Source organism: Cellulomonas sp. P1_C4 (assembly GCF_056406355.1).
Genome location: NZ_JBFUAI010000001.1, coordinates 199,268 through 211,874 on the forward strand (window position 1 = coordinate 199,268; position 12,607 = coordinate 211,874).

The 12,607-nt window shown below is 72.5% G+C and carries 12 protein-coding genes; 6 read left to right on the top strand and 6 right to left on the bottom strand.

Annotated elements, in window-relative coordinates; translation table 11 throughout:
• Positions 1-6: 6 nt before the first annotated feature.
• Positions 7-966, bottom strand: coding sequence for a UDP-glucose 4-epimerase GalE (gene galE / locus AC1DYZ_RS00940; protein ID WP_477063351.1), 960 nt, complete (start codon positions 964-966; stop codon positions 7-9).
• A gap of 178 nt (positions 967-1,144) precedes the next feature.
• Between galE and AC1DYZ_RS00945 the strand changes: the two genes are divergently transcribed.
• Genes AC1DYZ_RS00945 through AC1DYZ_RS00970 form a run of 6 tightly spaced genes read left to right on the top strand, consistent with a single transcriptional unit; the run spans position 1,145 to position 6,276 of the window.
• Positions 1,145-2,245, top strand: a complete 1,101-nt coding sequence (locus AC1DYZ_RS00945; RefSeq protein WP_477063352.1) for a polyprenyl synthetase family protein — start codon at positions 1,145-1,147, stop codon at positions 2,243-2,245.
• Positions 2,246-3,160 carry a phytoene/squalene synthase family protein gene (locus tag AC1DYZ_RS00950; protein WP_477063353.1) on the top strand — a complete coding sequence of 305 codons (915 nt, stop codon included), beginning with the start codon at positions 2,246-2,248 and terminating at the stop codon, positions 3,158-3,160.
• A complete protein-coding gene (gene crtI / locus AC1DYZ_RS00955) occupies positions 3,157-4,800 on the top strand; it encodes a phytoene desaturase family protein (RefSeq protein ID WP_477063354.1) in 1,644 nt (547 codons plus the stop codon). The genes AC1DYZ_RS00950 and crtI overlap by 4 nt, the downstream gene beginning before the upstream one ends.
• Positions 4,797-5,114, top strand: coding sequence for a lycopene cyclase domain-containing protein (locus tag AC1DYZ_RS00960; protein ID WP_477063355.1), 318 nt, complete (start codon positions 4,797-4,799; stop codon positions 5,112-5,114). Before crtI ends, AC1DYZ_RS00960 begins: the two co-directional genes overlap by 4 nt.
• Positions 5,111-5,407, top strand: coding sequence for a lycopene cyclase domain-containing protein (locus tag AC1DYZ_RS00965; protein ID WP_477063356.1), 297 nt, complete (start codon positions 5,111-5,113; stop codon positions 5,405-5,407). The genes AC1DYZ_RS00960 and AC1DYZ_RS00965 overlap by 4 nt, the downstream gene beginning before the upstream one ends.
• A complete protein-coding gene (locus tag AC1DYZ_RS00970) occupies positions 5,404-6,276 on the top strand; it encodes a prenyltransferase (protein ID WP_477063357.1) in 873 nt (290 codons plus the stop codon). The genes AC1DYZ_RS00965 and AC1DYZ_RS00970 overlap by 4 nt, the downstream gene beginning before the upstream one ends.
• On the opposite strand, the gene AC1DYZ_RS00975 is transcribed toward AC1DYZ_RS00970, so the two are convergent.
• From AC1DYZ_RS00975 to AC1DYZ_RS00995, 5 genes are read right to left on the bottom strand one after another with little or no spacing between them, the layout of a single operon-like run.
• Complete coding sequence (locus AC1DYZ_RS00975; RefSeq protein WP_477063358.1) at positions 6,257-7,753, bottom strand: glycoside hydrolase family 43 protein; 1,497 nt, start codon at positions 7,751-7,753, stop codon at positions 6,257-6,259. The genes AC1DYZ_RS00970 and AC1DYZ_RS00975 overlap by 20 nt on opposite strands.
• Complete coding sequence (locus AC1DYZ_RS00980) at positions 7,753-9,783, bottom strand: beta-galactosidase (protein ID WP_477063359.1); 2,031 nt, start codon at positions 9,781-9,783, stop codon at positions 7,753-7,755. Before AC1DYZ_RS00980 ends, AC1DYZ_RS00975 begins: the two co-directional genes overlap by 1 nt.
• A 20-nt stretch (positions 9,784-9,803) precedes the next feature.
• A complete protein-coding gene (locus AC1DYZ_RS00985) occupies positions 9,804-10,751 on the bottom strand; it encodes an aldo/keto reductase (RefSeq protein WP_477063360.1) in 948 nt (315 codons plus the stop codon).
• Positions 10,748-11,617, bottom strand: a complete 870-nt coding sequence (locus AC1DYZ_RS00990) for a carbohydrate ABC transporter permease (protein ID WP_456823588.1) — start codon at positions 11,615-11,617, stop codon at positions 10,748-10,750. The genes AC1DYZ_RS00985 and AC1DYZ_RS00990 overlap by 4 nt, the downstream gene beginning before the upstream one ends.
• Positions 11,617-12,573, bottom strand: coding sequence for a carbohydrate ABC transporter permease (locus tag AC1DYZ_RS00995; protein ID WP_477063361.1), 957 nt, complete (start codon positions 12,571-12,573; stop codon positions 11,617-11,619). The genes AC1DYZ_RS00990 and AC1DYZ_RS00995 overlap by 1 nt, the downstream gene beginning before the upstream one ends.
• Positions 12,574-12,607 lie beyond the last annotated feature (34 nt).

Sequence of the window (12,607 nt, forward strand, 5' to 3'; positions counted from 1 at the left end):
GCGGGTTCAGTGCGCCTGGCGGGCTTCCCAGGCGCTGGTGACCATGTCGAGCAGCGAGTGGCGCATCTGCCAGCCCAGGTCCCGGGTGGCCAGCTCGCCCGACGCGACGATGCGGGCCGGGTCGCCGGGGCGACGCGGGGCGGTGTCGGGCTCGAACGGGATGCCGGTGCCGTCGGCCATGGCGGTCATGATCTCGCGCACGGACACGCCGTCGCCCGACCCCAGGTTGTAGACGGGCTCGAGGGTGCGCCCGGCGGCGAGCGCCTGGGCGGCGGCCACGTGGGAGTCGGCGAGGTCGGCGACGTGGATGTAGTCGCGGACGCAGGTGCCGTCGGGCGTCGCGTAGTCGGTGCCGTTGATGCGCGGCGTGCGGCCCTCCGCCAGGGCGTTGAGCACCAGCGGGAAGAGGTTGTGCGGGCTGGTGTCGTAGAGGTCCGGGGTGGCCGAGCCGACGACGTTGAAGTAGCGCAGCGACGTGTGGCGCAGGCCGACGGCGGTGCCCTGGTCGCGTAGCAGCCACTCGCCGATGAGCTTGGACTCGCCGTACGGCGACTCCGGGTTGGTCGACGTGGCCTCGGTGACCAGGTCGACGTCCGGGGTGCCGTAGACGGCCGCCGACGACGAGAACACGATCGCGTCGACGCCCTGCGACGCCATCGCCTCGAGCAGGTGCGCCGTGCCGGTGACGTTCTGCTCGTACGTGTGCAGGGGGCGGTCGACCGAGACGCCGGCGTACTTGAACCCCGCCAGGTGCACGACGCCGACGACGCCGTGCTGCGACAGCGTGTCCGCCACGAGGTCCGTGTCGAGGATCGAGCCCTCGACCAGAGGAACGTCGTCGGGGACGAACGATCGGTGCCCGCTGGAGAGGTCGTCGAGGACCACCGTCTCCAGGCCGACCTGCCCGAACGCCCGCACCACGTGCGACCCGATGTACCCGGCACCCCCGGTGACCAGCCATGTCATGCGCCCGAGCGTACCGACGACGACGGCGAACGGCCGCACGCGCACCAGGTTCCGCGCCGGTGCATCCGTCGAGGCCCTCCGGGCCGAAGGGTCCCCAGAGGTGTTCACCATGCGCTCAGGTAGATGCTCAGTATGCTGAGCATTCCTGCGCAGGACCGGGACCAGGACAGGAGGGCTCGTGCAGTCAGAGCCGCAGGTGACGCTCCGGCCGGCCGACGCCGCCGACCTCGCGGAGGCGGTGGAGCGCGCGATGGCCGAGACGACGGTGGTTCTCCACGACTTCCTCGGCGCCCGCCTGCGCGCGGCGCAGGGCCGGTCAGACGTCGTGGGCCGCCTGTGGACCGACCTGGCGGGCGTCGTCGGCGGCAAGCTCATGCGGCCCCGGTTGGCGGTCGCGGCCTACCTGGGGCTCGGCGGCGCCGACGCGCGTGCGGTCGCACCAGTGGCAGCGGCGATCGAGGTGCTGCACACGGCGATGCTCGTGCACGACGACCTGCTCGACCACGACGAGGTGCGGCGGGGTCGGCCCAACGTCGCGGGTGCCACGCGTGCCCGGCTGGCCGTGGACGGGCTCGACGACCGGGCTGTGGCGGACCAGGTGCTCGCGGCAGGTGTCCTCGCGGGGGACCTGGCGATCGCCTCGGCGTTCTCGCTGGTGGCCGACGCCCCGGCGGAGCCCGCCGCGCTGCTGCGCGTGGTGGGGCTGTTGGGCCAGGGCATCGAGACCACCGTCGTCGGCGAGCTGCTCGACATCACGGCGTCGCTCAGCTCTCCGGGGGACGTGGACGCGCTCGCGGTGGCCGAGCTGAAGACAGCCGCGTACTCCGGCGCGCTGCCCCTGGTGGTCGGCGCGGTGCTCGCCGGTGCCGACGAGGAGCGGGTCGCGCAGCTCAGGGCGGTCGGCCTGGCCCTCGGCGTCGCGTTCCAGCTGACCGACGACGAGCTCGGGGTGTTCGGCGACCCCGAGGTCACCGGCAAGTCCGTGCTCTCCGACCTGCGGGAGGGCAAGCGCACGGAGCTGCTGCGCCGGGCGTACTGGCTGGCCGATGCAGCGGGGTGTGCCGTGCTGGACGCGCAGGTGGGGCGACCCGACCTCGATGACGCGGGTGCGGCGGCAGTGCGGCAGGTGATGGTGTCGAGCGGCGCGCTGGACGAGGTGCGGGAGCTGACGCGGCGGACCGGCCAGTGCGCGCGCGAGCTGGCGCTCGGCGGGTTGCCGGAGCCTCTGGGGGGCTACCTTGTGGGCGTGGTCGACGACCTCGTGGGACGGGGTCACTGAGTGGCGGGGGACACCATGGCGCAGGCGCGATCCGCGCGTGACCGGGCGCTGCGCCTCTACGACTCGACGGCCGCCCGGACCAGCGCCGGCGTGCTGGCCGCCTACTCCACGTCCTTCGGACTGGGGACGCGCCTGCTCGGGCGGCGGGCGCAGCAGGACATCCGTGCCGTCTACGCGCTCGTGCGGCTGGCCGACGAGGTGGTGGACACCTACCGCGGCGACGACGCGGGCGCCGAGCTGGACGAGCTCGAGGAGCAGACCGCGCGCGCGCTCCGCACCGGGTACTCCACCAACCTCGTGGTGCACGCGTTCGCCCGGACCGCCCGTCGGGTGGGGATCACCGCCTCCGAGACGGCGCCGTTCTTCGCGTCCATGCGGGCCGACCTCACGGTGCACGAGCACGATCGCGCCAGCTACGAGACCTACGTCTTCGGGTCGGCCGAGGTGGTGGGGCTCATGTGCGTCCGGGCGTTCCTCAACGAGGACCGGCGCCCCGACGAGCCCGTCCGGGAGCCCGACGAGACGCAGGTGGCCGGCGCGCGGGCGCTCGGTGCGGCGTTCCAGAAGATCAACTTCCTGCGCGACCTGGGTGCGGACAGCGAGGAGCTGGGCCGGACGTACTTCCCGGGCACGACACCGGGCCACCTCGACGCGGCGCAGCTGCAGGCGATCCTCGAGGAGATCAACGCCGACGTCGCCACCGCGCGCGCGGCCGTCCCCACGCTCCCGCGGCGCGCGCGGTACGCCGTCGGGGCGACGCTGGCCCTGTACCAGCGGCTGCTCGACGAGATCGCGACGCGGCCGCCGGAGTCGCTGCTGGTCGGGCGCGTGCGCCTGCCGACGCCCGTCAAGCTGCTGGTGGTCGGCGAGTCCGTGCTGTCGGAGGCGCGGGCGGGTCGCGCGGTCGACGCATGAGCTCTCGCGGGCATCGACCCGGCCCCGGCCGCGTCGTGGTGATCGGCGGCGGCATCGCCGGCCTGACCACGGCCGCGCTGCTGGCGCGCGGGGGCGCCCAGGTGACGCTCCTGGAGCGTCACGACCAGCTCGGCGGGCGCGCCGGCACGCTGTCGATCGACGGGTTCCGGTTCGACACGGGCCCGTCCTGGTACTTCATGCCCGAGGTCTTCGAGCACGCGTTCGCGCTGCTGGGCGAGCGGATCGAGGACCACGTCGAGCTGGAGCGGCTGGACCCGGCGTACCGGCTGTTCCCGGAGGGGGCCGAGCCCTTTGACGTCGTGGCGGACCCGGAGGCCAACTGGGCCACCTTCGACGCGCGCGAGCCCGGTGCGGGTGATGCGATGCGGCGGTACGCCGAGCAGTCCACGCAGGCGTACCGGACGGCCCTCGACTCGTTCCTCTACACGACGTTCGCGCGACCGGACCGGCTGCTGTCCGCGGAGACCCTCCGGCAGTCGGGGACGCTGGCGGGGCTGCTGACCGGGACGCTCGCCGACAAGGTCGCCGCGACCGTGACCGACCCGGTGCTCCGGCAGGTCCTGGGTTATCACGCCGTGTTCCTCGGGTCCTCGCCGTACCGGGTTCCGGCGCTGTACTCGCTCATGAGCCACCTCGACCTGATCGACGGCGTACGTTTTCCCCGCGGCGGGATGTACACGGTGATCGAGGCGCTCGAGCGGATCGCCCGCAAGGAGGGCGTCGAGGTGCGCACGGGGGCCGACGTCGTCGCGATCGACATCGATGACGCACCGCGGTCGACGAAGCATCCGCGCAGGTCAGGCACCGCCCGCGGGGTCCGGCTGGCCGACGGCTCGCGGGTGCCCGCGGACGTCGTCGTCTCCGCCGCGGACCGCCACCACACGGAGACCGCGCTGCTGGGCCGGCACCGGGACCTGCCCGAGGAGTGGTGGGAGGACCKGGGGCCGGGCATCTCGGCTCTGCTGGTCATGGCCGGCGTGCGCGGCGAGCTGCCGGAGCTGGCGCACCACTCGCTCTTCTTCACGCGCGACTGGCCGACGAACTTCGAGGACATCCTCGGGACGGGACGGTCGACCCCGCCCGAGGGGCTGCGGGTGCCCGAGGTCGCGTCGATGTACGTCTCGCGGACCACGGCGAGCGACCCGTCGGCGGCGCCGCCCGGGCACGAGAACCTGTTCGTGCTGGTCCCGTTCCCGGCCGACCCGTCGCTGAGCGGGGACGCGCTCGAGCGGCACGCCGACCGGTACCTGGACCAGATCGGCGGCTGGGCGGGCGTGCCGGACCTGCGCGGCCGCGTGGTGACCCGAAGGGTGGTCGGCCCGGCGGACTTCGCGCGCGACTTCTCCTCGTGGCGCGGCACGGCGCTCGGGATGGAGCACACGCTGCGGCAGAGCGCGATGTTCCGGCCGGGCGACGCCTCCGCGCGCGTCCCGAACGTGCTGCACGTCGGGGGTGGCACCATCCCCGGTGTGGGACTGCCGATGTGCCTGATCAGCGCCGAGCTCGTGGTCAAGCGGATGCTGGGGGAGACGTCGTCGCGCCCGCTGCCCGCGCCGCTGCGGCCGGGGTTCCTGGCCGCCGCGCTGCCGCGTGGGGTGTGGACCGAGCAGGTCGGATGAGCGTCCTGTACCTCGGCGCCCTGCTCGTGTCGCTGGGCGGGCTCGCGCTGCTGGACCGCCGGTTCCGCCTCGCCTTCTGGTCCGACCCCCGCCGGGCCGCCCTGACCGTCGGGATCGGCGTGGTCGGCTTCCTCGCGTGGGACGGCATCGGCCTGCTGCTCGGGATCTTCGCCCGCGGCGACTCGCCCCACATGACCGGCCTGCTGCTGGCGCCCGAGCTGCCGGTGGAGGAGGCGTTCTTCCTGGCGCTGCTCTGCTACACGGCCCTGCTGGCGTGGCGCGCGGTCGACCGCTTGCGCGGGGGCGACGCATGACGAACATCGTCCTCAACGTCGTGGTCCTGGCGGTGCTCGCTGCGGTGTCGTTCCCGGTCCTGCGCCGGATGCGGGCGATCCCGCTCGTCGCGACCGCGGTGCTCCTGTGCGTGCTGACCGCGGTCTTCGACACGATCATGATCGCCGCCGACCTGTACGTGTTCGACCCCGACAAGATCCTTGGCATCCGCATCTGGGGCGCGCCGCTCGAGGACTTCGCGTACGCGATCGCGGCGGCCATCGGCATGCCGGTCCTCTGGGTCGTGCTGGGGCGTCGGCGGGACGAGCCGTGAGGGAGGTCCTCGCGGCCTCGCGCCCGTTCTCGTGGATCAACACCGCGTACCCGTTCGCGGCCGGCTACCTGCTTGCGACGGGCGGCCGGATCGACGCGACGTTCGTCGTCGGCACCCTGTTCTTCCTGGGCCCCTACAACCTGCTGATGTACGGCATCAACGACGTTTTCGACTACGCCTCCGACCTGCGCAACCCCCGCAAGGGCGGCATCGAGGGCGGCCTCGTGGAGCCGGCCCGCGCGCGACAGGTGCACCGCCGGATCCTGTGGGCGTGCGTCGTCACCACGGTGCCGTTCGTCGTCTACCTGCTGCTGGTCGGCGACGCCGCCGCGAACGCGACCCTGGCGCTGGTGCTCTTCCTCGTCGTCGCCTATTCCGCGCCCGCGCTCCGGTTCAAGGAGCGGCCGGTGCTGGACTCCCTGACGTCCGCGATGCACTTCGTCGGCCCCCTGCTGTACGCGTTGGTGCTGGTCGGCGCCGACCTGGGAGCGACGACCACGTGGCCGGTGCTCGTCGCGTTCGTGCTGTGGGGGATGGCGTCGCACGCGTTCGGGGCGGTGCAGGACGTGCGCGCCGACCGCGAGGGCGGCATCGCGTCGGTGGCGACCGCGCTGGGCGCGCACCGGACGGTCGTCGCGTCGACGGTGCTCTACGTGCTGGCCGCGGCCGTGCTGCTCGTGGTCCCGTGGCCCGGGTCGCTCGCGGCGGTGCTGCCCATCCCGTACGCCGTCAACGCGGCGCAGTTCTGGTCCGTGCGCGACGGGGACTGCGAGCGCGCCAACGCCGGCTGGCGCCGGTTCCTCTGGCTCAACCTGGTCACCGGGTTCCTGGTGACGATGCTGCTGATCGTCATCGCGCGGACGACGTGACCGCTCGGGTCGCTCCGGCGTACTCAAGCTCGAGCACGTCGACGTGTCCGCGCGAGCACACCGCACCGACCATCYGCCCGGTGAACCCGCCGGCGACCTCGCTCGACAGATAGCGGCCGTCGAGTCGACCTAGCTCGGCGCGCTCTCCCGACCGCTCGACGGAGGCGATGAGCACGTCGGGTCCGCCGGCACCATCGGCGCCGGGATCGGCCCGCAGCTCGAGCACGACGCCGCCGGGATCGTCGCCGGGCTCGCCGTGCCACTCCCCGACCGGAGTCGTCACGGTCCCGATCCGCGCCACGGCACGCACCCGACCGCCGTCGACCTCCAGGGTGAGCGCGTGCCGAGGGTCGATGCGCACCTCCAGACCGCCGCCACCGCCGGTCGCGTCGATCCGCGCCCTGACTGTCATGTCGCGATGCTCCTGGCGCCGTCCCACGAACGTCCGAGCGTCCTCGTCGCCGGTCGACTCGGCCGGCGACGAGAGCCGCCATCGGCCTTCGGCCCGGCGCAGGACCTCGTCGGGGAAGACTGCGGCTCCGACCCAGTCAGCCGGGAGCTCCGGCACCGTCGCGTCGAGCCGCTGTGACCAACCGGCGGTCTCCGGTGGCTCGAGCGGCTCGCCTACCCGCGGCCAGCCGTTCACCCAGTCGACGTTCGCGGCGAAGGTCTCCCGTCCGAGCACGTGCCAGCCCGGGAACCGCCCCGCGGGCCGCACCCCGAGGTGCACGAGGGCCCACGAGCCGTCGGACCGTTCCACGAGGTCGCCGTGCCCGGTGCTCTGCACCGGCCGGTTCGTTCCACGAGCCGTCAGCACGGGGTTCTCGCCGAACGGCTCGAACGGCCCCGTGGGGGCCGCCCCGCGGGCGACCGACACTGCGTGCCCGAGACCGGTGCCCCCTTCGGCGAGGACGAGGTACCACGTGTCGCCGACGCGGTACAGGTGCGGTCCCTCCGGGTCCCGGCCGCCGGTGCCACTCCAGAGCCGCCGGGGCTCGGTCAGCAGGCGCCCGGAGTCGAGGTCGACCTCGGCTTGCACGATTCCGCCGTCGGACCAGGTCAGGTAGCAGGTTCCGAGATCGTCCCAGGCCAGGTCGGGGTCGATGCCACCGGCCTCTTCGATGCGCACGGGGGCCGACCACGGGCCGGCAGGGTCGGCCGCGCTCACCACGAGGTGGCCGGGGCCGTCGTCCACGTTCGTCGTCACGAGCCAGAACCGGCCGTCGTGGTGCCGGAGCGTGGGCGCGTAGATCCCGCCCGACGGACCGACCCGCGCGAGTGCGAGCTGGTCCGGACGGTCGAGCGCGTGCCCGACGAGCGTCCAGTCGACGAGGTCGACGGAACGGAACAAGGGAACGCCGGGGGCGTACTCGAAGCTCGAGCACGCGAGGTAGAACGCCTCGCCCACCCGGCAGACACTGGGGTCAGGGTGGAACCCGGCGATGACCGGACGGGTCGGCACGCGGGCCGCAGACATCATGCGAGCGTCACGGCCCAGGCGGCTCCGGCGTCCTCGCGCACGACGAGGTAGCCGCCGGCTGTCACCGGAACTCCTGCGTCGGTGCGGCCGCCGCCGACCAGGTCGAGGCCTGGCCCGGCCACACGCGCCGGGACGTCGCCGTGGTTGAGCACGAACAGGTAGTCGTAGTCCCGCCCGCGCCGGCGCACGACCTCGACGTCGCCCGGTCGGTCCGGCACCACGGGCGTCACCCCGGCCCCGGACGCGACCTCCTCGAGCAGGGCGCGCGTCGCCGCAAGGTCCAGGTGGGTCGAGACGTAGGTGACAGTCCCCGCCCCGCGCTGCACCCGCGTGAGCGCCGGCTGCCCGTCGAGGTCGCCGCCGCGGTACCGGCGCAGCACCGTGGCGTCGACGGGCTGCACGAGCTCCGACCACACCGACCCCGTCGAGCCGTCGTCCAGCGTCACGGTCTCGCCGGGGGCCAGCGGCGCGATGTGCTCGACGCGAAGACCGACCAGCTCGCGCAGCCGGCCGGGGTAGCCGCCGGTGACGACGTGCAGGTTCTCGTCCGCGATCCCGGTGAACGGCCAGACCACGAGGTGGCCGCCGCCCGCGACGAACTCCTCGGCCGAGCGGACGGCGTCGTCGTCGAGCGCGAACATGCTCGGGACCAGCAGCACCTGGTACCGGGACAGGTCGGACCCGGGCCGCGTGAAGTCGACCTGCAGCCCCGCGTGCCACGCCGCGCGGTGCACGGAGCGCACGGCGTCGGAGTAACTCAGGTGGTCCGATGGCAGGCTGCGGTTCTCCAGTGCCCACCAACCCTCGGCGTGCCACCAGACCGCGATCCCGCTGTCGACCAGGCGTCCGTCGGCGGGCGGGCTCAGCACCTCGGCGATCGAGTCGAGGACCGAGCCGAGCTCGCACACGGCCCGGAACGTCGCGGAGTCGGCACCTGCGTGCGGCACCATCGCGCCGTGCCAGGCCTCCGAGCCGGCCGCCGACGCGCGCCACTGGAAGAAGAGCGACGACTGAGCCCCGCGCGCCACGTAGCCGAGCGAGTTGCGCACCGCTCGAGCCGGGTCCTTGAACGCGATCCGCCCGTCGGTCGAGATCGAGCTCATCGACTGCTCCATGAGCAGCCAGGGTCCTCCGTCGGCCCACGACCGCGTGAGGTCTGAGCCGTAGGCGACGTGCGCCTCACCATCGGGACCCGTCGTGTCGAGGTAGTGGTCGACGGACGGCAACTCGAGCTCGGCGGACCAGCTCCACTGCTCGAGGTGGTTCCAGGTGGGGAGCATGAAGTTCGTCGTGATGGGGGCTGAGGAACCGGTGGCGCGGATCTCCGCACTCTGCTCGCGGTACGCGTCGAGCATCTCGTCGGAGAAGAAGCGGCGGAAGTCGACGGCCTGGGTCGGATTGTGCAGGTACTGGGTCGCGCGGGGCGGCAGGACGTCGTCCCACGACTCGTAGTGCTGGCTCCAGAAGGTCGTCCACCACGCCTCGTTCAGCGCGTCGAGCGTTCCGTACCGCGCCTGCAACCACGACCGGAACGCCGCGGCGACGTGGTCGCACCAGCAGTACGTGCCGTACTCGTTGTGCACGTGCCACGCCTTCAGCGCTGGGTGCGCGCCGTACCGGCGGGCCAGGACGCCGGCGATCGATCGGGAGCGCTCGCGGTAGGCGGGCGCGCACACGCAGTAGGTGTCTCGGCTGCCGTGGGACAGCCGCGTCCCGTCGGCCAGGACGGGCAGCGCGTCCGGGTGGGCCGCGCTGAACCAGGGCGGCGGGGAGGCCGTCGGGGTCGCGAGCACGACGCCGATCCCGCCCGCGTGCAGCGTCTCGACGACGTCGTCGAGCCAGCCCAGCTCGTAGCGGCCTTCCTCTGGCTCGAGCAGCGCCCAGGAGAAGACACCGATCGTCGCGATGTTCACGCCGGCGCGCTGCATGAGCTCGACGTCCTGCGCCCAGACCTCGCGCGGCCACTGCTCGGGGTTGTAGTCGCCGCCGAACCAGAACCGGTCGGGGACGAACGGCGTGCGGGTCATCGGTGTCTCCTGCTGCGGGGTCATCGACCGTCGGGACCGAGCCACACGCGCTGGTCCGGGACCAGCGTGGCGAGCTCGTCCCACAGGTCGGCGGGTACGGGGTGTCGCGCCCAGGCGAGCGCGTCGTCGATCTGCTGCGGCCGGGTCGCCCCGACGATCGTCGACGCGACGCGCGGGTCGCGCGTGGAGAGCTGCAGCGCCGCAGCGGGCACCGGGACACCGTGCCGGGCGCACGCCGCGGCGATCGCCGTGAGCGCCGCGAGGTGGTCGGGAGTCGCCGGCCGGTACGCGTACGTCAGGGGGACGCCGGGCCGCGGCTCCCGGGCGAGGATCCCGCCGCCGAAGGGCGCGGCGTTGAAGACCGCCACCCCGTGCTCGACGGCCGCGTCGAGCAGGGCGTCGGCGGACCTGTCGAGCAGGGTGAGCCGGTTGTGTGTGACGAGGGCATCGAAGACGCCGAGCCGCACGAAGCGCTCCATCATGGCCGCGGGTCCGCCGGCGACGCCGACGAGCCCGACGACGCCCTCGTCCCGCAGCGCGAGCAGCGCCTCCAGCGGTCCGCCCGGTGCCGTCGCCGCCGCGAACGTGATGCGTTCGGGGTCGTGCAGGTGCACCAGCGGCAGGCGGTCGAGCCCCAGCCGCTCCAGGCTCTCCTCGACCGAGCGTCGGACGCCGTCGCCGGAGAAGTCGTCGACCCCATCGGCCGGGTCCACCTTCGTCGCGACGAGATGCCCCGCCGGGACGCCGCCGAGCGACCGCAGCACGGACCCGATCCGCTCCTCCGAGCGGCCGTAGCCGTTACTCGTGTCGAGCACCGCGAGCGGACCCGTCAGCGCCGCGGTGATCGTGGCCGCCGCTGTCTCGTCGTCGACGCGGTCGCTGCCGAGCGCCGAGGCGCCGACGGTCAGAACGCTGACCTCTACGTCCAGGCCGACCGCGCGGCGCGCGGCCGGGTCAGGAGAGCTCATCCCTTGAGCCCGCCGCTGATCAGGTCGAGGCGCCAGAACCGCTGGAGGAAGAGCAGGAGCGCGACGAGCGGGATGATCGACACGGCCGCGCCGATGATCGCGACGCTGTACAGCGCCGGTTCTCCGGACCCCTTGGACAGCAGCGTGTAGAGCCCGACCGTGATCGGGTACTTGCTCTGGTCCGACAGCATGATGAACGGCAGCAGGAAGTTGTTCCAGATGCCGACGAACTGCAGCATGAAGACGGTCACCATGCCGGGGATCATCATCGGCACGCCGATGCTCGTGAAGATCCGGGCCTCGCCGGCGCCGTCGAGCCGGGCGGCCTCGATGGTCTCGACCGGTACGGACGCCGCCGCGAACACCCGGCAGAGGTAGATGCCGAACGGCGAGACGATCACCGGCAGCAGGACGGACAGGTACGACCCGGCGAAACCGATCTGCGACATCAGCAGGTACTGCGGGATCGCGAGCGTGATGCCGGGGATGAGGACTCCGGCGAGGATCGCGTAGAACACGAGGTCGCGGCCGCGGAACTGGTACTTCGCCAGGCCGTAGCCCGCCATCGCCGAGACGATGACGGAGAGCACGGCGCCCACTCCTGCATACAGGAGGCTGTTGAGGGCCCAGGTCGTGTACTGCCCGCCGCCGTACGCGAACAGGTCGTGGAGGTTGTCGATCAGCCCCGTGCCGGGGGCGAACGTGAAGGTCGTGAAGAGCTCCGAGCGCGACTTCGTCGAGGCGACGAGCACCCAGGCGACCGGCACGAGGCAGTACAGCGCCCCGACGAGGATGACCGCGGTCGGAATCGCCTTCGACAGCAACGGGGTGCGCACCGTGTCGTGCGCGAGGGTCGGGCGGGCCATCAGTTCTCTCCTCCGAACGCGCGCTTCTGCGTGAGCCGCAGGAGGATCACGGACAGGGCAACGGTGCACACCGCGAGGAACACCGAGCTCGCGGCGGCGCGAGGCAGGTCGTCGCGGATGAACGCGTCGCGGTAGATCGTCATGAGCGGCACCCAGGTCTGGGAGATCGCGCTCGTCATGGGTCGAAGGGTGGTCGGTTCGCCGTAGACCTGGAGCGTGCCGATGAGCGCGAACAGACCGGTCAGGACAAGGGCCGGAGTCACCAGCGGCACCTTGACCCGCCAGGCGATCTGCCACTCGTTGGCGCCGTCGATGCGAGCCGCGTCGTAGAGCTCGCCCGGGATCCCGCGCAACGAGGTGTAGATGATGATCATGTTGAACCCGACGCCGCCCCAGATCGCGATGTTGGCGACGGAGCCGAAGATCCAGGGGTTCTCCAGGAACGGGATCGTGCCCCAGCCCAGCTTCTCGGTGATGTACGAGAACGGGCTGGTCAGGGGCAGGTACATGAAGCCCCACATGAGGGTCGCGACGACCCCGGGCACGGCGTACGGGATGAAGATCGACGTGCGGGAGAACCGCTTGGCCTTCGTCGCGCCGAGGTCGAGCAGGAGCGCGAACAGGAGGGCCAGGCCGAGGGTGAGCGGGATCGCGATGGCGCCGTAGATCGCGAGCCGGCCGAAGCCGGCGAGGAACTCGGGGTCGGTGATCGCCGAGACGTAGTTCCCGAGCCCGATGAACACCTCCTTGCGCTTGCCGAACGCGCCGCCCGAGACCAGCCGCAGCCCTCGGAAGCTGAGGTAGATCGAGTAGAGCATCGGCACGAGCAGGAACGCGATGTACAGCACGACCGCCGGCGCGACGAACACGTAGGGGGCGATCGGCGAGCGGCGGAGCTTCTTGGGCGTGGTGACACCTGTCGACGTCGTCGTCGGCGTCGTGGTGGTGGTCGTCATGTCACTCTCCATCGGGAGGCCCGGCCGCGGCGCA